The organism is Pseudomonas sp. BLCC-B112 (genome assembly GCF_028550695.1).
GTDB classification, from domain to species: Bacteria; Pseudomonadota; Gammaproteobacteria; order Pseudomonadales; family Pseudomonadaceae; genus Aquipseudomonas; species Aquipseudomonas danubii.
The window spans coordinates 925,774-945,101 of the sequence record NZ_JAQQGK010000001.1 but is presented as its reverse complement, the minus strand read 5'-3'; the positions used below and the strand labels follow the sequence as shown (position 1 = coordinate 945,101).

16 protein-coding genes and 1 pseudogene are annotated in these 19,328 nt (G+C 52.9%); 2 read left to right on the top strand and 15 right to left on the bottom strand.

Annotated elements, in window-relative coordinates:
• Nucleotides 1-202: 202 nt before the first annotated feature.
• The 10 genes and pseudogenes from PQT43_RS04410 to PQT43_RS04370 all read right to left on the bottom strand — a co-directional run bounded on the left by PQT43_RS04410 (nucleotide 203) and on the right by PQT43_RS04370 (nucleotide 9,506).
• Complete coding sequence (locus PQT43_RS04410; protein ID WP_110651984.1) at nucleotides 203-2,554, bottom strand: hypothetical protein; 2,352 nt, start codon at nucleotides 2,552-2,554, stop codon at nucleotides 203-205.
• Nucleotides 2,555-2,764: 210 nt separating this feature from the next.
• Nucleotides 2,765-4,582 carry a hypothetical protein gene (locus PQT43_RS04405; RefSeq protein ID WP_110651983.1) on the bottom strand — a complete coding sequence of 606 codons (1,818 nt, stop codon included), beginning with the start codon at nucleotides 4,580-4,582 and terminating at the stop codon, nucleotides 2,765-2,767.
• A complete protein-coding gene (locus PQT43_RS04400; protein ID WP_110651982.1) occupies nucleotides 4,582-5,016 on the bottom strand; it encodes an ABC-three component system middle component 2 in 435 nt (144 codons plus the stop codon). Before PQT43_RS04400 ends, PQT43_RS04405 begins: the two co-directional genes overlap by 1 nt.
• Nucleotides 5,017-6,087: an ABC-three component system protein gene (locus PQT43_RS04395; RefSeq protein ID WP_110651981.1), complete on the bottom strand. Its 1,071-nt coding sequence runs from the start codon at nucleotides 6,085-6,087 to the stop codon at nucleotides 5,017-5,019.
• Nucleotides 6,088-6,141: 54 nt separating this feature from the next.
• On the bottom strand, nucleotides 6,142-6,447 hold the full coding sequence (locus tag PQT43_RS04390) for a hypothetical protein (protein WP_110652006.1): 306 nt from the start codon (nucleotides 6,445-6,447) through the stop codon (nucleotides 6,142-6,144).
• 603 nt (nucleotides 6,448-7,050) lie between these two features.
• Nucleotides 7,051-7,491: pseudogene (locus PQT43_RS04385) on the bottom strand (cation:proton antiporter domain-containing protein); the annotation flags it as partial.
• Between the two features lie 61 nt (nucleotides 7,492-7,552).
• Nucleotides 7,553-7,819 carry an antitoxin Xre/MbcA/ParS toxin-binding domain-containing protein gene (locus PQT43_RS31295; protein ID WP_110651980.1) on the bottom strand — a complete coding sequence of 89 codons (267 nt, stop codon included), beginning with the start codon at nucleotides 7,817-7,819 and terminating at the stop codon, nucleotides 7,553-7,555.
• A 51-nt stretch (nucleotides 7,820-7,870) separates the two neighbouring features.
• Nucleotides 7,871-8,368: a hypothetical protein gene (locus tag PQT43_RS04380; RefSeq protein WP_110651979.1), complete on the bottom strand. Its 498-nt coding sequence runs from the start codon at nucleotides 8,366-8,368 to the stop codon at nucleotides 7,871-7,873.
• A 94-nt stretch (nucleotides 8,369-8,462) separates the two neighbouring features.
• The gene (locus PQT43_RS04375; protein WP_110651978.1) at nucleotides 8,463-8,747 is read right to left on the bottom strand and encodes a hypothetical protein; all 285 of its coding nucleotides are present in this window, start codon (nucleotides 8,745-8,747) and stop codon (nucleotides 8,463-8,465) included.
• A gap of 21 nt (nucleotides 8,748-8,768) precedes the next feature.
• Complete coding sequence (locus PQT43_RS04370; protein ID WP_103289704.1) at nucleotides 8,769-9,506, bottom strand: metallophosphoesterase; 738 nt, start codon at nucleotides 9,504-9,506, stop codon at nucleotides 8,769-8,771.
• Between the two features lie 207 nt (nucleotides 9,507-9,713).
• Here PQT43_RS04370 and PQT43_RS04365 point away from each other — a divergent pair, with 207 nt between their 5' ends.
• Together PQT43_RS04365 and PQT43_RS04360 are read left to right on the top strand one after the other, a co-directional pair.
• Nucleotides 9,714-10,181 (top strand): Cro/Cl family transcriptional regulator, encoded by a 468-nt coding sequence (locus tag PQT43_RS04365; RefSeq protein WP_110651977.1) that lies wholly within the window; start codon nucleotides 9,714-9,716, stop codon nucleotides 10,179-10,181.
• 945 nt (nucleotides 10,182-11,126) lie between these two features.
• Nucleotides 11,127-12,194 carry a beta family protein gene (locus PQT43_RS04360; RefSeq protein ID WP_110651976.1) on the top strand — a complete coding sequence of 356 codons (1,068 nt, stop codon included), beginning with the start codon at nucleotides 11,127-11,129 and terminating at the stop codon, nucleotides 12,192-12,194.
• Here the strand turns inward: PQT43_RS04360 and PQT43_RS04355 are convergent.
• The 5 genes from PQT43_RS04355 to PQT43_RS04335 all read right to left on the bottom strand — a co-directional run bounded on the left by PQT43_RS04355 (nucleotide 12,186) and on the right by PQT43_RS04335 (nucleotide 19,328).
• Nucleotides 12,186-12,740 (bottom strand): sce7726 family protein, encoded by a 555-nt coding sequence (locus PQT43_RS04355; protein WP_110651975.1) that lies wholly within the window; start codon nucleotides 12,738-12,740, stop codon nucleotides 12,186-12,188. The two genes, PQT43_RS04360 and PQT43_RS04355, sit on opposite strands and share 9 nt — an antisense overlap.
• A 278-nt stretch (nucleotides 12,741-13,018) precedes the next feature.
• Nucleotides 13,019-13,732, bottom strand: a complete 714-nt coding sequence (locus PQT43_RS04350) for a hypothetical protein (RefSeq protein ID WP_110651974.1) — start codon at nucleotides 13,730-13,732, stop codon at nucleotides 13,019-13,021.
• 150 nt (nucleotides 13,733-13,882) lie between these two features.
• Nucleotides 13,883-14,995, bottom strand: coding sequence for a hypothetical protein (locus PQT43_RS04345; protein WP_110651973.1), 1,113 nt, complete (start codon nucleotides 14,993-14,995; stop codon nucleotides 13,883-13,885).
• A gap of 52 nt (nucleotides 14,996-15,047) precedes the next feature.
• Nucleotides 15,048-15,848 (bottom strand): abortive infection family protein, encoded by an 801-nt coding sequence (locus PQT43_RS04340; protein ID WP_110651972.1) that lies wholly within the window; start codon nucleotides 15,846-15,848, stop codon nucleotides 15,048-15,050.
• A 171-nt stretch (nucleotides 15,849-16,019) separates the two neighbouring features.
• A complete protein-coding gene (locus tag PQT43_RS04335; protein ID WP_110651971.1) occupies nucleotides 16,020-19,328 on the bottom strand; it encodes a UvrD-helicase domain-containing protein in 3,309 nt (1,102 codons plus the stop codon).

The following is a 19,328-nucleotide window of genomic DNA, read 5'->3' as shown; positions in this document are numbered from 1 at the left end:
TGAGACGGCAGCGCCCGGGACTCCCGTGGTAATCGACTTTCGTCTCCTTCGTGTCAAAGAGTACGCCCTTCACTTGATGGACAGATACCCTGCCGGGGCATGCATCCAACGAACCCGCTCTGTAGCAATCTGACGCGCCTGTGGAGTGGTCGCACCAGCTAAGTTTTTTGCTTCAGCGCCCTCCCGGCCAGCCTCTCAGACTTTAGTTGCTTGGCTTTGACGGCTGGCTGGCAAAGACCTTCGTCATCCCGAGCAGAGAGTCGACCAACAATTCAAGCATCTGGCGCCCTTGCGCCACTGGATCGGCCTGCTGATCAACACCGACCAGATCAAACGCGTCAGCAAATCCTGAAGACGGTAAATGCGCGTCGGCCTGCCTCAACTGGTTGATCCCCACCAGCACCTTGGTCAGCGCCCTTGCTTCCTCTAATGTCGCTTCCCGCGTCATCAGACCGGCTTCCACATGCTTCACAGACCCCGATTTCGTTTTCCCAGGTTGTGCCCCCATGACAGTCAACGCAGCTCCATCAAGCGACTCCACTGTCAGCCTCGCTAAATCCTTAGCAAGCTCAAGTACCCCAGTGTTCTCCAAAGCCCGGAACCGGTGAACACGCTTGAAAATGTCGTCAGTCGCATGGTGCGGAGAGAACAGTGGCTTGCCGCTGACCTTCTCAAATGTAGCGTTGAGCTCGTCGTATGCCGGCCGCAGCCTCGCCTCAGGCGCTTTCGTATCAGCAGGGGAAGCTTTAGCCTGAGACGCCAACAGCTCCTCTGACACCCCGCCCTCGGGAACCATGTTCGCACCGGCCCATACACGCTGCTGCCAAGGTGGAAGCCGGCCAATGTCCTTGGCATATACGTTGAGCAACCCGAGAGAATTCAAGCCGAAATGGACGCTGTCTCCGATTGAAATCCCAATAGCGCCAGTGTCCCGGGTATACCATCGAAGATAAGAGCCTCGGTAACTACCGAGCAAGGTTGTGACATTCGGGCGAAACCACAGCCAACCACCTGTGGATTCAAGCTCATCCCCGCTGATACGCTCGCCAGAGGCATTAATCGCGAAGTCCACCTTGGTCAGCGACGCTTCGCCCTTAACTCGTTCGCTCACACGCCCAGGCTCAACAACCTCAGTCATCGAAAGCGAACCACTCAGAGAGTGGAGTTTTCTCCCCTCATGCTGGATCGACCAGGATTTGGACACGACAGAATCGTCGTCGGGTAAACCGAGCTTCGGCACGTCGTCATCAGCATCAACGTCTGTGCGCGAGACATGGAAAACTCCCGTTGAGGAGCCATACGGCTTCCCGCCCTCATGAATTTCAGAATTGATCCCTTCCCACTCCCTTCCATCCTTTTCCTCCTGGACGAATCCTGAAGCCCAGTCAATATAGGACGCATCAGACACGATCTGTGAGCGGTTTCGGTAACTGGTAAGCAGCAGGTACATGCCCCGAGCTTTCAAATAATCACGGAGGTGCTCAGTGCGCGCCTCCAGAAGCACAGGCTTACCCTGCTCGTCACGCTTGAGCCTTACGACCTCCAGGAAGCCCTCGACTGGCCGCAACCAAATGTCGCCTTCGCGCTGCAGGCCCAGTGAGATCACGAAATCCTGATGCAGGTGCCACTCATTCGGCGCCGCACCATCGAAGTTCTGCTCGATAATCAGTCCAGTGCCTACCGCATCAGAATGATGACTGGCCCAGTCGCCTGCCCAATAGTAGGTTGTGACAAAGGTAGGCTCTGCTGGAGCCACTGGTTCGGGAGGGGCGGCAGATTTGGTTGGGCGAGTGCGTAGGGACAAGTTCAGGTCTGTAAATGGCACACGGAAGCTTGCGACCGATGTCCCCTGCTCGGTGTGGGTTGGACTCGAATCTTGCGACGTGTCGTGTCCATTCTCATTGGGCCATGCCCGATGTGTTTCCTCACCGCCGGCAAAGGTGTTCCCACCAATGTCGCCCCAGCCCAGTTTGCTTATTTCATCGCGATGTTGGAGGTCAAACATGACCGACCCAACGCCGAAGTATTCTTCAAGATAGCCTTCATAGCCATACTCCCCCTCAGACGTCAGCATGTAATCAGCACGCAGCGGGATCCAGACCTTGTCCGAAACGGATGACTTCCGGATTTTGGTCATTTCAAACCAAGCCTGTTCTTTGCAGACAGCCGTCTTTGGAATCACCGACATCGCAGCACCAACGTCCCCTTTCAAAACGATGACGGCCACTAGGTGGCGCTCGTGGTCGGTCTCAGCCAGAGCTTGCCGCATCGCTTCGCGCATCCCGGCGTGCGGGATAGTCTGGTCAATCGCCTCGGAAGGGAAAAAGGTACCGGGACTCTCGAAGCCGTCTTTTTCATACCGCCACAGGACAAAGCTCGGGCCTTGCGCAACAAAGGCATCCGTGCGACTGAGATCGCTCCAGGCTCCGCGCCAGTGCTCGGCAATGGCTTGAACCTGCTCATTCGCGTTCGCAGGCGGAGCCATTACAGCCGGCTCATTGCCTTTGGCGTCCGTGTCAACCTCGGCCACCCCCACCTCGTGATCCTTGCCCATCAGCCCCTCGCGCTTGCTGCCTGCTAGCTAAACCGCAATTTAACCACGAGCTGTGAACTTTGTTGCAAAGACATTCTCGATTCTGAAGGCCGGGATGAGATTATCCCCTCCGGCTATTAGACCTCGATATTACCCGCAACCGAAAACCAGACGATAGAGAATCGATCACCGCGCCATGTAACGAGTGATCGACAACACTACACAATTAAATCAGCCTCTTAGTGGGAAGAAGCCATATCTCCCAATCTTTTTGCTTTTCGTAAAATGCTGATAATTTATCTGAGGGATGAGCGCCATATCAGGCTCCTTGTTCTCAAATATAATAACTTGAGAATCCTTAAAGTTATCGGCAATATCCTGATAGAACGCATAAATTACGTCCGCAGCTATTTCCTTATCATCTTCCTCTGGCTCAGGATCGCCCTCCTTGTACGTGGTCAGTGGCGAGTCAAGCACTACAAAGCCAGGGTGGCGCCCTGAAAGTTTCAGCAGATTCATCAGCCCCAAAGCAAACGCAGAGGAAGCGATAGCGCGATACCCCTTGCCGAAATTGCCTCTCGCACTGCCACCAATGGTGATATCCCGTTCTTTGAAATCAAATTCTACAGGTGAGTGATTCGGGAAGCTCCAGCGCTCCAAGATTGCCTGAATCTCTTTCACCAGGGGCTTGGCAGAGTCCTCGAAGCTTTCAGGGGTGTATGTGTTTTGCTCCTCAAGAAGCAGAACACCTAGCTTTTTCAACTCCCCTCTTAGGTTGGCCTTATTCGCGATGTGCTTAGCCAGCGCCGAATGATCTTGTTTGAGGCATGAGCCCAGTTCCTTTAGGTCGCTCACTGCCTGCACCGAGTCCTGGATCTCCGAAGTGATCAGTTTCTCCAGCGCGGAGATGGACGATTTACTAGCCTCAGCGGTGGAGGTATTCCGCTCAATCGCTGCCGCCAGGGATTCCTGGGCCTCTCCAAGCTCACAGAGGTTCTTCGAGATTCGCTCCAACTCGAAGGAAACACCTTTCTTGATATCATCCACATCGGTCGTGCATGACTCAGAGTCAAAATGATTACCACAGGTTGGACAAAGCACCGCATCTGAATCATCAAGCAGGACTGCTGCCTGCTCAATACCCTGTAGCCGCTGGCGGTCTGATTCGTACTTCTGACCAAGCATGTCAAATCGACCAAAGAGGGCCTTATCTTCAGCAATTTTTCCTTCAACTGCCTCTAGCTCGGCGATATGGTGGGCTTTCTGGGTGAACAAGTCTTCACTCGAATGGAACGCGCCCTTCAGTTCATCTTCAGCCACCTCCAGCCGAAGTGCGACTTGGGTAGAAAAATAACTAAGCCTCTGAAGTTCCAGATCTTCAAGGGCGTCGTCCCCCGGATAGAACTTCTTGATGATCTCTTCAACAGCAGCGACCTTATGCCTCAGCGCCCCCTTCGACGCCAGTTCCTTTTTAGCCTGCTTAACTCCAGCGTCGTCCTCACCAGTAAGCAAGAGTTTCAGGATGGATTTTTCTTTAGGGCCCTCACCATTCTGGCCTGTACCCAGAGGAGAGTAGTCAGCAACAATTCGTGTTTCATCCATCAAGAAAACCTTCTCGAAATCGCGAAGCGAGAACGAGGCGCTATTCAAGGAAGCGGTGCCTTTAAGCAAAAGCTTTCCATTAAGCCCTAACCTATCCAGAAGTTGGTTCGAGATAGAGTTCATTTTCGTTGGATTATGCTTCACCCCCAAAACCTGAACTTTCCCTTCCTCATCATAAAAGGTAGGCTTAGAGCTAGGAGAAAGCGTCCTCTCGATCGCAAATGATGTCTCATCATCATTCACGAACTTCACCTTGACTGAGGTATACCCAAGAGACTCATCAATTGTCTTCGGCGGCTTATTAGAACCCAGGGCAAACTTGATGCACTGAACGATATATGATTTGCCAGTATTAGAACCACCCTGGACAACATTTGCGCCTTTCGTGAAAAAAACAGCAGCATCCATCAACTCAGGGCCACTCACAACCACACTTTCAATATACATCAGACCACCCTGTCAACTTTATAAATTGCTCGACGCTGAACGGCCAGGTAGTCAATATTGCCCTCAACCCATGCAACACGCCGCCTGAAATCTGCGTGATACTCAGTGGTCAACTTGGCGGCAAACAGCCTGCCTGCGTCAGTAATTAGATATCGAACGCCCTGCTCATCAACACGAGAAGTCATCAAGCCCTTAGCGATAAACAATTTAATCGCACCAGGGAATATCTCTCTCCTACGAACCAGTTCAGCGAGTCGATTTAGCAGGACTGGGTGCAGGCTTGGCTCCCCCTGAAAGTCGCTGCTGTAAATCGACGCATAGTCAAGGAAGATAAGCTCATCCAAGTCAAACTCCCGAGCAAGACCGGCAAGCAAGAGAACAAGGCGCGCTCCAATTTCCACAGGGCTGTTATACAAATCCTTTGAGTTAATCATCTATTTCTTGATCCATTTAAACTTCAGATCATTCACCAACTGATGGCACAGACCCTTCCTATCGGATGTCTGCAAAAAATGACGAAGTGGATGGGCATCATATGGGATTTTCACGCAATGAGTACTAACCTCTAAAAACCGCTGATACCCATCATCGTATTTTTTACGCACAACACTGTGAACACCTTCGTGACACTCACCTTTGAGGCTTTCATAGCACCCTGCAGGAAACGCATCGCGTGAAAAAATCTCTAGCGACTCTGCGCTAAAAAAGTTAATCCTAGCTCTCTCAAGATCGTCCTTGTACTCAGTTTCCATGACGCTATCAAATGAGTACTCTGCCCCATCAGCATCAGAGAACGCGTCTAATAGTGCATCAATGTAGACTTTCTCGTTATCACCAACTGCACCAGGCTCGGGCTTACGAACCTGCGGTCGCTTTAGGTGATAAACCCCGAATCGGGTTGTGTGATAGGGTGTACGTGCGTGCTTCTCAATCAATTCCTGTGAAGACAACTCATCAACAAACGAAAAGTCGAGGGTATTGAGGTAAGTCAACAGAGCTCCCTCAAGAGGAATCGACTCTGTCTTCGTAATCTTGTCCTTACAGACCTTATCCCAGCGCTTGATGATCTCAGTCTTGATACGGGACTTCTTGGCCAGCATATCAATACAATCAGAACTACAGCCTTTCGGTGACACGAAGCGATACTCGCGCGGCAGGGTATAGTCTTTTTTCCAAGTGTAATAAACCAGCTTACCCAGCTCTGCCACTACATTTGCAACGCTCAACTTATCTTTATAGTGTTTACATTGGTAATTGTCCCATCCGGCTGCGTGACGGGCGATGACATCGCGCCCCTTGTCTCCCGCACCAGCACAGCGAGTGACTGACTCGTAGTCTTTACCCAGGTAAGAAACGAACTCCAGCGTAAAGACTTCCCAAGTATCCGCAGACATGATCTGCAAGCGATCTAAAGGATGAACTGGCTCACCTTTCTCAACATCCAGTGCCGTTAGCTCGAATTCCGGGAGTGGAGGGAGCTTAATAGTATGTTCACCAAAAGACATTAGCTACACCTCTGCGACAATGTGCTTTGCTTGCTGAACTGCAATGAGCCCACATCATAATCCGAGGCCGCGTTCCACTTGGAGAGCCTGGATACGATCTGGCATCTCACCAATGATTTTATTTGGATTCTTTCGCAAGGCGCCCGCGAGCTTTTTCAAAAGCCGCTGATTCAGCTCCATGTTCCCCATCAGTTCGGCAATAACGACTTCAGGGTCAACGTCAGCGTCTTCCAGTCCAATTGCCAACGCCGCGCGGGCTGCGCCAATGGGTTTGTCCATCGCGTATTCGATTAGATCAGCTGGATGATAAGCGTATTCCTGCTTCTGATCCTGCTTCAGTTCTTGCTCCTGCTCACTCATCATGAGTACCTTGATTATGCAAATATTGTTCGTATAGGTATCTGTAGGGATTGCTGGGCTGCACTGCTACCGGACTTTCAAGCGATTGCTCGTCAATTCGCAGGCATGACGAATCCTCCCAAATAACCGCTTCGGGATGTCTTCTGTGTGCGTTTCTGTGGCGTAGCTGATCCATGCCATTCTCCTACCGTCCTAGTCCCTCTCTCGGCGAGGGTGGCTGGGCATCCGGGTGTCCCTAGGTAATGGCACAATACTATCGTCATTGCGCTGTACTGGGGAGACCGATCAGGCGGCTTTGGGCCTGCCAGGAAGCGTCGGGGGTCTGGTAGGACGAGGGGTTGGGGAATGCCAGCGTTGTGGAGGCAGCAGGGCTGTCCATCGATCTAGCGAAAAAACGGACATTCGAAAAATCTCAAGCTGCTGATTGGTATGAGATTGATATGCCCATCTAGAGAGCGAGCTCACAGATACACAACTCACATCAGTCTACGTGAGGAATGCGGGGCTGCCTGGCTTCACATTTTTCAGCTCAGTGCCAGCCGGTGGTGAGCTTGGTTTGAAAAGTATCCACAACTATTCGTCCGCAGCGTCGAACCCACACACTCACTCGCTCACCACTAGTAGTTTTTTGGGGGGCATAAGCCAGCTCAGCATCATGCCAGCGGCCACCGCCGAGAGGATGCCAGAGACGCCAAGGCGCTCCGCCAGGACATATGCGGCGAACGGCAGCAGAAGCATAAACACCACATGAGTCGCCGGATCATCCCATCCACGTGTGATCATCCACATGCGCAGACGCCCAAGCAGCTAGCTTAAGGCCACGCCGACTGCCAGACCACCCAGAGAAACAAGAAAGAATGTCAGGCTCGCATCGGTGAGTGAGAACACCCCGGTAAATGCTGCCGCCAGGGCAAACTTAAACGTCACCAGGCCAGAAGCATCGTTGAGCAGCGTCTCGCCCTGGAGCATGTTCATCAAAGGCGTGGGCAGCCGTCCCTGAGCAATAGCCGATACAGCATCAGTCGGCGAGAGCACGGCAGCGAGCTGCGAACGCTAGCAGATCTGGACGCTCCGTCATCCCCTCACTCGATAGAAAGCGACAGGCTTAGACACATATGCCGTGATTAAGACGCATGAGCTCGTCATGGATATTTGTGTATCCCATAGGTGTGCACAGCAGCCGACAGGGAGCCTGATCGCCCAGCCCGACCATACTTCTTCCAATCCAACGTAGCGCTCTCTTTCGACTTCCGAACACCTTGAGTGCAATCGACAGAACGTGCTCGTATCGCGCAAGGTAGCAACGAAAGCTCGCGCTCCAGCAACCGACAGGGAGAAAGGCGCATCGTCCGACAACCTTGAACTCATTCATTCTTCAGCCTTCTGGCGATAATGGTCGAAGGAAGCCAGGATCCCGACTCAGCTATCTAACAACAACGCCGTGAGCAGCGAGGTCACTGACGAGCGTCTTGCGGCGCAGCATGGATGGAATCTTGAAGACGTTCCTATAGCCGTACCAAATTCCCATCGGAATCAGTATCAATCCGATACCAAAAGTTGCTGTAGCAACAATAATCCCCCCTGGTATCGATCCTAATCCGAAAACGATGCCTTTAAGAACACTGGACTTTACAACTAGTCGCATATCATCAAGATCATACTCGACTTTTCCGCCCGGCTTTTCGATTGCTATCAAGACAATGGCTTTCTTCGACAAGCTCTTATAGTACCAAGTTCTAGGTTTGTTCTCGACCATCGCCCCGTGACGTTCCAGGTATCTAAGCATTACCACTTCTTTGAGATAGAACGTCTTGCCGCTCTCATCTTCGAGCCTGACTCGATTATAAAGCGCGTCAAGATCACCAGCGGCTTGAAGATTGCAGTTTTTTACGATGACGGTCATTTTCCTGAGATCAGACATGCACTTTCCTTAATATGCAGAGCGGCGCGTTCCTGTCAGTCTCGCCGTAGCTAACAAGTCAATAAACATTACTCTCGGACTTACGATGTCTCATTCAAACAGCCCCACCGAACTCGGTGACGACAACGTAATGGTCTTTTCTGCAAAGGCTGCGCAGGAGGGTAAAGCCGCCATGTTGATGAATCGATCTTACCGGTGGAGTTACCACAGTCGTGCCGTCCGGGATTCGCCGAGAGTGATCAAAATAGAGTGACGCTGCGTACACGTCTCCGACGACCGCAGCATCAGTGAGATATCCGTCAACAAGCACACCCCAATCAATCGCCTGAGCAGCTTCAAGCTGCGTCGACAAGCTGGGAAAAACCTCAAAAGCAGACACGTCGTCATCTCCAGCGCCAAGTCAAAATTCAATGATTTTCAAGCAGTCAAAACCGGTCTGCTCATCTGGGTAACCTCTAGGATTTGAAATGAGCCGGCAGCGACCGAGCGTGACGTCAACTGAATGATGCGTGTGGCCAAAAATCCAAAAATCACTTTGGTCGACTAACGAGTGCCAGTTGTTCGTGTAGCTCGCGCTCAGATGGCTATCGCTGTTCTCGTGCCCTGCGACTTGTGAAATCGGGCAGTGATGACTGATGACCACCGTCTTCCCTTTGAAAGATGCCGCCAATTGCTCGGACAGCCATTCACGAGCAAGCCGGCTGCGTGTCAAGAGATCGTCGGGACGTAGCTTCCTATAATGAGCATCTGCAAGGATGAGCTTGAAGTCATTCATCGACTCCCTAGCGACTGACATTGCTCGCGCCAGGTCTCCGGAAGCGGTGTAATCAGTCCAGCTAGTCGCACCAAGAAATCGGACGCCTGCAATAATGACTTGATCTTGATCGAGCACATGCACATTTGCATGGTTGGCTGACGCTGCCCGCATTTTTTCGAGAGTGCGGTGGATGTGGCCCCCATAAAATTCATGGTTGCCGGGAACGTACAGCACAGGGATCGAGAACACTTCACTCGCCCAATGTACCCCTCGGGCGCCTTTGTGGATGTCCCCGGCCAGGATGACAAGATCGACATCGACCAAGGACAGCTGGATAGGTTCGAACTCAAGATGTAGGTCGGACAGAACGAGGGCTTTCATCTGTTCTCATGGTCGGTTTACTCGTTTATTGATGACCTTTTATACGGATGCGCGCAACGTGCAGCTTGGGCTGGGCGCCAAGCCCATCGCACAGCAACCCCGTAATGGTGCTGCCAGCAATCTTAAGGCGAGTAGCCAGATAATTACAATATACGTAGTTTATTTGGCACGCATAAACGTGGCCATATCCTGCCTTTTTGGGCACTTATGTCGCTGAAAAATGAAGTTGCCGCCGTGCTTCGAGCGCTACGTCATGTGCACGGTGCAGGCTATGCCCACCTGTCTGACCATGCTGCTCGTAGAACGATTGGAGAGCTCGAACGAGCCAGCACTGGCGTGACGCTAGATAAGCTCGCATCTGTAGCGCAGACGCTAGGATTCGATCTTCCAACCTTCGTGGTTCTCTGTGACAGCCTTCAGCGAGGTGTCGAGCCGGAGCAGGTGATTGGATCAACGGCGAGTCAGATCGAGGCTTTTCGTGCTGCTGGTGGTATCGATCTGATGCAGAGCGAGATTTCAGACGGTGCGATCGTAAAAAGGCCTCGCGGAAAACCCAGGGATCATCAAGCCGTTGCTGAGATTCGTCGGCTTAAAGCTGAGGGCAGGAATCAATCGGAAGCGGCCAGGGAGCTCGGAATCCCACGTTCAACGGTTCAAACACATTGGCATGACTAGCCGCGTGCTTGGTTTCCAATGGAAGCCAAATACGATGGAAAGCTTACGACAACCCCTCTACCAGTAGCTTGAGCGTGCGCCTTATCTAGAGATAGTTGCCATACCGAGATTCAACATCTGCCTTGGCCGCATCAAAGACCAGACATGGGAACAGATCGGAGCCTTGTCCCCCAAACGCTCGCAGATCTGTTTGCGCGAAGTGACAACCAAAGAGTCTGGTCTTTCGGGAGCCGATCACTGGGGAAGAACCAAAGCGCAGATACGCGCACTCTTACTCCCCCGAGCCAACCAGCTGCTGCAGTTAGCGAGCGTCAAGCAAATGCTCGCCGAGGCGAAGATGCGCGGCCAAAAAGTACTGGTCTGCGGTGGCTTCGTGTTCTGGTATGAGGACGACGGAGTACCACGGTGGGTAGTGAACAAATACGGGGGGCGAGTCCAACAGTGATGAAGGAAACACCCAGTGGCACGAGGGAACGATTCTATCCAAGAACCATGGTCGGATCGTCATGCTTCCCTATATCAAGGAGAGCGGAGAAAAGGTTCAAGGGCACACGAAAAATGCACCACACGATGGAAAGGCGCTGCCTCGGCATCCTGACCAGTACGTCACCCTCCCTTTCGAGATCCTGGATGGCGACCTCATGATCGGACTGTTTGGTGAACTCCACTATGAGTAGTCCACCAACTGATCGGACATAGGCGAACCCCATATCCTAAAAAAACAACGCGTTTCCCAAAAGCAACGCATAAGGCCTTTATTGAGTGGCCAAATGCTATCGTACCGATCTCGACCTGCCGTCTCGCTGGGAGCATGACAAAGGCCAGTGGCTGTGCGACGCGCCGATATGTCCTGGATATCGACGCTTGCTGACCACCAGGCTTTAACTCGCTGTGCACTCAGCAGTATGGCTAAGCCGTTTTTTCACAGCATGCAAGGAGTGCAAGATGCAGTACGTGGCTTGTTTACGAGTTGGTCAGAATGACGTTAAGGCGCTGATAAATCTGGAAGACCACAGGCGGAACGTCGTAGCTCCGCTGTTGGACATGCGAGGTGACGACGACAGACACCTACAAACATTCCTAGCGAATTGGACTGAGCATCCTTTTTTCCTAGACGTTTCAAGAATAACGAAGGATGTTGGTGAAGAATTCATTACTACTAATGACCTGCACAATCCTCATGGTGCGTTTGAGAACAAACGTCGATTCTTCTCAGATGTGGCAGGCATCAACCAGAACGCAATACCAGTGGTTTCCTGGGTTGATGATGATCCCCAGCGAGCAGTCATTCAAAGTGCACTCGCTCTGCAAGGCGATTTCCCACATATAGCTATCAGGGTTACTTGCCCGGAAAACCCCACTGCGACTTCGTGGAGCAGATTACTATCAATCCTGGATGCTCTTGAACGCCCGGACGCCGCGACGGTAATTTTGGACTTCGGTGCCACCGCTCCAGCCAACACTGCCTCAGGTTCGGATTTCAACGTATCCCTGCGTCAACTCAACAGCTATCAGATACGGAATCTGGTTCTGATCAGCACCTCCTTCCCTATCGATAAGCCGGCCTCAAACACCTCACGTTCCTCCGCCTGTTACGACGTTGCGTGGCAAGCAAGGGTCGATACCAGTGGCATAGAGTCGGATATTGTCTACGGGGATTATGCTGCCACCAATCCAACCGCCTCGATGGAATACATACGAGGCATGCCTGTGCTTCCTTTTGCCTGCTATTACACGCCGACGGAATGGTGGCAACGACGCAAAGGTTCGGATAAGGAATTTGTGCGATACATTGAAATCGCCCAAGAAATCAGAGGGCTGCCGGGTTACCACGGTGATGACTTTTGCTGGGCTACTCGTGAGTACAGCAGAATTGTCGCCACATCTACAGGTTACGGGAACAACGGCACATGGAATGGGTACAGGATCAATCAGCATATCTGCGCCATGATCGAGTCCATCATAGCTACGGATAACAGTTTCGATGACTTTGATGCCGACGACTTACTCTAGCAAGCGATAGCGTTGCTTCAAGCTTGCTAGTACATGTGATCTGATCACACTCATGGGGAGGGCGTCGCATAGCTGGCGACGCACCTCTTTTATGAGGTCGCGACTTTTCGTTGGCACCCCATTCTGGTTCGCGAGTGCGTCCAACTCGCTACGCCACAAGAATCCCGTAAGGTGAAATTTATCCTGGAGCTTGTTGGGCTTCGCCTTTCGAATCATCGCCATGCCGGAATAGTCATCGACGACGAGTACCCCAACATGCGGAAGACAAGACTCAAGAGCCTTCACCAAGTGCTTTGAATGGCAGCATAGCCAGACTTCATCAAAGCACGCCATATAGGCCTGCTGCTGACCCTCCCAGCGCGCCAGGGTGTCAGCATGAGATTTGATTTCGAAAGCTGTTAGCTTTCCATTGGCGTGAACGAGATCGGCGCGCCTGGCCTTATCGATGAAGCACAGCTCCTCAATGAAGACGTCACCCTCTTCGTGGGACATCGCTTTCGCGACCCATTGCTTGAGGATTGGGCGGATTTCGGTCGGATTCAACATGCGCGGATTATAGACAGACAGTCGAGGCTTCTCACGCTAAAAAAGCATCCGGTTGTCGACCACTCCAGAGCTGGCACCTGCTACTGCATGTCTTGCACAAGGTGGGGGGTATGCAACAGATGTTAGCTGGGGCCTGGGTTTCCAACCTTTCTAGCCCCTGACCGACCTCAGTCCGTGATGACGTGCGCTTCGCAAGACAGGGGGAGGTTCGCGCATACGTGGTGTACGGGCGATCGCTTGCACCAACCACAGTTACCGAAGCTGATGGCTCCCCGAATTTAGGAGGCCGGCCTCTCGGGCTGCCAAAAATTGCAGCTGAAATTATTCAAGCCCCCACCGTAAGGACTAGGCCTTACCGCGAACACTTCAGGCACATCATCACCGTCACCACCATCGCGGAAGAACTCCCTCATAGAGAAGAGCGCCTGAGCCTTCAAGCGCTCCCACTCTCGGTACAGACTGTCTTCAAGATCCCTCGCCGCCTGGGCGGCGCTGGGTTTACGCTTGGGCAGCGGCAAGGTGTAGCTGGGCTGAGGCGAGAAATCGTAGACGAAAGTCACATACCCGTGCTTCCAGTCCGTAGATGGCGATGCTCGCCAGCGAAACGACACTTGCACAGATAGTCGCTTGCTGGGATGGAAAGGCGGCCTGATCTGATCGTCAATGAAAAACAGCTCACCTTCTTTACGCTCAGTTTCGAGCCTCCCTTTCATCTGCTGCAAAGCGTGAATGAGGTCATTGCCGGCATACAGCGCATCCTGCCGAATGCGTTCGCGCTTGGCATGGGCCTTGGCCTTGCTGTACTCAGTGATCGCTTGCTGGAACCCATGGAGCTTGGTACCCACATAGGGCCCACAGTTATTGAGACCGAGGCCATGAATCGGCCCTATGCGCTCCTCATCAAGGCACTTGCGTACCGCCGACCGAAGCACTGCCTCATCAACCTCGCTGATTGCAGCTTGCTGATCACTGGGCAAGTTAATGCACGTCATAACCACAAATTTCCTTGTGTAAGAGGCCTAGTTACCACCTCATCTCGGGCTAAAGCCACTGGCAAATTTTCGCCTATACCTCACCTCGAAAAGTGGCCGTTTGAGATGCCACCATAAGGTGAGGGTATTTAGGTTTATCTACCCGAGACTTCAGAATGGCCAGCGCAGCCAATCTTCATTGCGCACACCAAATTTAATATTTGACCACTCATCCGTAATTTCACAAATCTTCTGATAGTGCGCGTGATTCGCAGGGAGGTCAGCCGTCATCCGCCAAGAAACGAAGCCCTCATCACCAGCGGCACATATCAACTTCTCAGTATAATTCTTTATACCAATTTGCATGCCGAGATACGTTTGCTGGTTACCACCACACAACTGATGCTCAAGGGAGGTAGCCTCAATGCTTTGCAGTCTGAAAAGGTGAGAGGGATAATCATCGTCTTGGGTATCATCCCGCATTGGCCGCTGGAAGCTTAACGCCCAGAACAAGGAAGCAACCATATAGATGCACATACTAAAGTTCAGAGCACGCAGCGCACCCTCATCACGACCAGCATACTCCGACTCAGGAAGTAAGCATTCCCGAAGCTCTACAAGCATGAACTGGAACGCGTAAGTATCAGCAATCACTTCACGAGTGTGTGCAGCTAGCCTATCGTCCTCACTCATCGCCTCACCGCCACCCAGTGCCTCGTGCACAAAGATTTCATCAGCGTTTGAAGAAGAAGTAGGTGCAGACCTTGAATTCTCGGCTCGTCTGTCACCATGCAAATTATGGAGATGTCCTATTTCATGCAGCACAAGGAATACAAATAAGCCTTCGGCAAGCATTTCGAAAAAATTCCTGTAATCGTCCTGATGAAGCCACCAATACCTTTCATCCGACCAATCGAATTCAGCGCTCTTAAACCAGTAGCTTAAATTGTTTATCCAGGGCTCGTAGAATTCATCCTCTGGGGATTTCTGACGCCGCTCTGCTCCCACCATCATAGCTGAGGTACGAAATATCAGATCAAGCATGCCCTTACAAACTAAAACTGCTTGATGACCGTGAACAGCTGCGGCTTGGACTTGCACGCTGTCTAAGAGATAGAAGCTCGAATCACCCTCTATATATTTCTGACACAGCATTCGACCGACAAAATCAAACTCAGAATAGATTACATCTTCTTGAATCGAAAGATCGAGAAACGCCTCGCCAGTTTTCGAGAAAATCTGCCGCTTGATGTAATCTTCAACCGCATCCTTATAGCCTTGCATGACAATCCTTTGCACAAGTGATACTTCGGGTTTTTTATGGAAAAATCAGATCTTATTTATAAGCTTGGTCATTTAGGAACACCATGGCGGAAGCTGTCACGTTGAGCGCGTACTTTGCCACATGCTCAGGCACCACCTTCGCCTTTTCTCCTGCTCCGTGGGCAGAGCCAAGCTTGTTACGGAGAGTGCCCACGATCAGCAGTGGCGATTCCCAGAAGCTATCCATTTGAGTCTGCCCCATGATAGTTCTCAAGAGCTTCGAGGTGGTGTCGCCCTGGGTATACCCGAAGCCCTTCTGGCCGCAAATCACCTTCATCACGCTTTCGTAACTGGAGTTGCACTTGGTGACACAGTCTCCGAATTTCTGGTGCCTGTAGTCCTCTAGCGCAGCCATGAATTCAGCATTGGCATGGCGGAAGGCGGGCTGCCGAAGCAGCTCAAGGGCCGGCTCGATCGCTGTCTCATGAATCACCTGGCTGTCTTTCGGAATCACCTTGGACTCTTCGAGCAACCGAATGGATTGGCCGCGAAAGTCGTCACTCTGCCACGGCTCCCAGATCTGCTTGGTGATGAAATAAGGCAGATCGTCAACACTCAAAAATTCGTTGAGCCTTTCCACGACCTTCTCTTGCTGGCCGCCCAAGCAGCGGTGTGCGTCTGAATGGACAATGTATTCCACAGCATCGAGAAAGTGGGCGTCACTGCACGTACGGAGGAACTCCATGGCATCCTCCACAATGGAGTCAACCTTGGTCTGAGTCAGCGGAACTCGCCCAACTAAATAGGCCAGCTTCCCGTGAAGAAACTCAAGGGTTTCATACAGGCTTCCACCATTTGCGTCGCGCAGCAACATGAGCGTCCGACGCCGAAATCCGTCTGTCAGTGGTTTTCTAGCCACCGACTTGTTTTCCTTCCTTCGAGAAAAAACGTTGAAAATGTTGCCTATCACATCGTCATCCTATTGCCAGGTAAACAGGAGAACAGCGTATTCAAGCCAGCCACTCAAGACCGGGGGCCACGGAGGTCAATCAGGGGAGTTGGCACAGATGCTCAGATAGGCGCAGCGCCCACAATGGCGACCTCTGGAAGCAGATCGATCACCCGCAGCAAAACGTTGAGCCATCTTGTATACGGACGTGCTTGCGACCTGCCTGGAAGGGCCATCCATCACGTGCTGGTCAGTGATAATGGAATAGATCTTCGCACTCGGCCTTACAGACCCGTTGATATCCAGCATCATGGGCCGTAGGTGACTAAGGGTGTACTGGATCCCCGTCTGAGCTCGAATCCAGTGCAGTTGCCCTTTATCGGCGATCATCCAAGGGAGCTCAATGCGCACACCGTTGACTTCGGAAACCATCCCTTCTTCAACGGAACCGCCGACGCTGTTTACCACCACCAGCCCACGTTTGGCGGCGGCAATCGCATCGTCCATCAAGCCAGGATCTTCTGTCCTATCTGGTAGACCGTGTAACGCCCATGCGGCTTGGAATGCCGTGTTGGGATCAGTGCCGTCCCTCGCCACGACCAACAGCATGTCCATAATCGCCCAACGAGCACGGATCGAGACGTCGATTTCCTGCTCGGCAGTGAGCGCTAGCTCATAGCGATAGTGGTACTGCAGGGGACAGCTCATGTAGGCCTGGAACGCCTCATAGCTCACAATGGATACCACAGTGCTGCTCGCCATCGGCACCGGCATGATCGGTGCGGGCGGTACCTTCACCCCCGAGCGCTTAACCAGACTTGTGGCAGCAGCGAGATTGAGCGGAACTGGACGTGGCCACCCGCTGATCTCATAGAGATACAGGTAATCACGGGCCCGAGACAGAGCGACATAGAGCAGATTATTGCGCTCCACCCGTTCTTCGAACATGAACTCTGCCCCGTTGCTGTTAAGCACTTCCGGGGGGATGAGATCCAATCCCCGCACATCGTATGCATAGGGTCGATTGGCGCCGTATGACGCGTCGTCAACATCGGTGACGTGAACTGCTGGGTACTCAAGCCCCTTGCTGGAATGCACGGTCATGACGCTCACCGCATCCAGGACTCGCGCTTCAGGCGGTAAACCACGATCCCCTAGCTTTTCTCCGATCCTACGGCGTAGCTCCTCGCGAAGCAGGAACTGGGAAAGCCGTGCCTGGCGGACATCGCCGTCACCATTGCGTACGGCGTAGACGAACAGCCATGTTGCCAAGCGCTGAGTATGGGCTTGTATGGTCTGATCAGCAGGGTTTGGAAGACCGTAGCGCTGATCGAGCAGTACTTTGGAGACAAAATCCCAGGGCCTTGAATTGCGCTTGAGCCCTTTCAACAACGACGCCAAATTTGACTTGGCTTGCTGGCCAGCGGGCGAGAGGCCTGGCGTAGGCAACCACAGCCACCGGCCTCGCTGCATGCTCAATCCTGCGCCTTTGCGAGTCAGAAATATCAGGTGCTCAATGTCTTGGGGTGGCATTCGAAACGCTGGCTCAGAGATCAGCCCGACCAGTGAGCGCGGCTGTCGCATACACAGCAGTTCCATCAGGCACAGTAGCTTCTTTATCTCAGGGCGCTGGCAGACATCGCCGATGTGCAGAACTGGCACATTCAGGTTTTCAAGCGCCTCAACAATCTGCTCAACGTTTGCCGATTTACGGCTGATCACGGCTTGATCCCTGTAAGGCACCCCCCTCTGCACCAGACCATCAATGCGCTGAGCGATCGTGACGGCTTGGGAGGGCTTGGAGTCGCATTCATACAGGGTAGGTATGACTCCGATTGAGGGACGATACGCTGTTACTGGCTCCAGAGGCGTCCGGTCATTAAGTGCATGATGAATGCCTGCGCAGGAAAATAACTCCAGGATCTCAGGGGTGTTTCGCCTGTTCAGGTCGAGAGCGTAACGGCGCACCGTGGCTCGTGGAATAGTGCTCTGGAACGTGGCGTCGAAGTTCATCAAGCTACGGATCGATGCGCCTCGCCAGTGGTGGATGGCTTGGCGCACGTCGCCAACGACCCAAAATGATTGAGCATTGAGAGCCAATTGTCTTAGGAGGTCGACCATCACCTCGGTGACATCCTGATACTCGTCCACTAGCACGTGCGAGAAATGGTCGATGTACTGAGCAACGCTCGTTCGATCCCGCTTGGCCTGGGATGCAGGGAGGGCAATCAGGTCAACATAGTCGACCAAATGCTCAGTCCGCATTGCGGTTTCGTAGGCTTCAAACAGAGTGGCGATGTCTTCGCGCTCATTGGCTACATCCGGTTCACAGGGCGGCAGCGCAGCCAGGCGTGCTCGGTAGTCAGCAACAGTGAGGCATTCTTCCTTGAGTCGCTTGATATGGCCCAGGACGCCAGGTAACCAATCGTACGGGTTCTGTAGCCTCAGATAGTACTTGAGCCGCACCTTGGGCAGCGTGCCCACCATTAGGCGAACCTGCATCAGCGGATCTGCGAGCCGAACATCGGACTCCAAGCCAAAAATCTGATGATACTTGCGAAGGAATTCGAGCCCGAATGCATGGAACGTCCCGGCCCACACGTCAGCGGCTCCGGCGATGCCAGATACCTTCAGGCGCTCAACCAATTCATGAGCCGCTTTGTTCGTGAAGGTCAGCACCAAGATTTGGCTGGGAGAGATACCGCGCTCCACCAGGTGTTTGATGCGATGGATCAGTGTCGTCGTTTTACCAGTACCCGGCCCAGCAACAACGTTGACGAAGGTTTCGGACGCGGTAGCAGCATCGTGCTGTCCTTCCGTCATAAGCGGCAGAGGAGGAGGTGGAGCAGGAGGCAGTATGGGGAGCAAAATGCCGTCGAAGAGCTGAAGGCGAACGATCTCCAGCGGTACCTCCAGAGTGGCAGCGATGACCGTGGCACCACTACCGCTATGGAACAGTTGGCTTGCGACACCACGGGGTAGCAGAAGCTCACGGGCAAACACGTTGGCTTGAAGCTCCAAGCGCTCACGAGCACCATATGCTTCAACCGCCACCGTAGCCTGACTCCCATAGGAATCCGTCATGCTGGTCAGATGAGCGACCGTCTGTGCAGGGCGATCTCCGTCGAGGTACCAGTGACCCAACTCATGGGAGATGAGATAGGCCGTTTCTCCCGGAGACACGTCGTTGCGGATATAGATGGTTTGAATTTCTCGCTTGAGCACGCCGCTGCCGCCACCCAGCTCTGGGTGCCCGAAGGGTAAGCGCTCAATTGCGATTTCGAGCGTGTCCTCAACATGAGCAAGGAGCTCAGAGGATCTGACCCCACCTAGAGAGGCGGCCAATCCGACCAGGGCTTCTCGGGTTTCGAATGCTTGCCGACGTGCCCGGTCGAATGGATTCAC

Excerpts from the sequence above, each read along its gene's own strand:
- PQT43_RS04390 (WP_110652006.1), bottom strand. The coding sequence starts at position 6,447 with ATGAGTGAGCAGGAGCAAGAACTGAAGCAGGATCAGAAGCAGGAATAC.
- PQT43_RS04405 (WP_110651983.1), bottom strand. The coding sequence starts at position 4,582 with ATGTATATTGAAAGTGTGGTTGTGAGTGGCCCTGAGTTGATGGATGCT.
- PQT43_RS04340 (WP_110651972.1), bottom strand. The coding sequence starts at position 15,848 with ATGTTGCTGCGCGACGCAAATGGTGGAAGCCTGTATGAAACCCTTGAG.
- PQT43_RS04380 (WP_110651979.1), bottom strand. The coding sequence starts at position 8,368 with ATGTCTGATCTCAGGAAAATGACCGTCATCGTAAAAAACTGCAATCTT.
- PQT43_RS04395 (WP_110651981.1), bottom strand. The coding sequence starts at position 6,087 with ATGTCTTTTGGTGAACATACTATTAAGCTCCCTCCACTCCCGGAATTC.
- PQT43_RS04355 (WP_110651975.1), bottom strand. The coding sequence starts at position 12,740 with ATGTTGAATCCGACCGAAATCCGCCCAATCCTCAAGCAATGGGTCGCG.
- PQT43_RS04400 (WP_110651982.1), bottom strand. The coding sequence starts at position 5,016 with ATGATTAACTCAAAGGATTTGTATAACAGCCCTGTGGAAATTGGAGCG.
- PQT43_RS04370 (WP_103289704.1), bottom strand. The coding sequence starts at position 9,506 with ATGAAAGCCCTCGTTCTGTCCGACCTACATCTTGAGTTCGAACCTATC.
- PQT43_RS04410 (WP_110651984.1), bottom strand. The coding sequence starts at position 2,554 with ATGGGCAAGGATCACGAGGTGGGGGTGGCCGAGGTTGACACGGACGCC.
- PQT43_RS04350 (WP_110651974.1), bottom strand. The coding sequence starts at position 13,732 with ATGACGTGCATTAACTTGCCCAGTGATCAGCAAGCTGCAATCAGCGAG.
- PQT43_RS04365 (WP_110651977.1), top strand. The coding sequence starts at position 9,714 with ATGTCGCTGAAAAATGAAGTTGCCGCCGTGCTTCGAGCGCTACGTCAT.
- PQT43_RS31295 (WP_110651980.1), bottom strand. The coding sequence starts at position 7,819 with ATGAATGAGTTCAAGGTTGTCGGACGATGCGCCTTTCTCCCTGTCGGT.
- PQT43_RS04345 (WP_110651973.1), bottom strand. The coding sequence starts at position 14,995 with ATGCAAGGCTATAAGGATGCGGTTGAAGATTACATCAAGCGGCAGATT.
- PQT43_RS04360 (WP_110651976.1), top strand. The coding sequence starts at position 11,127 with ATGCAGTACGTGGCTTGTTTACGAGTTGGTCAGAATGACGTTAAGGCG.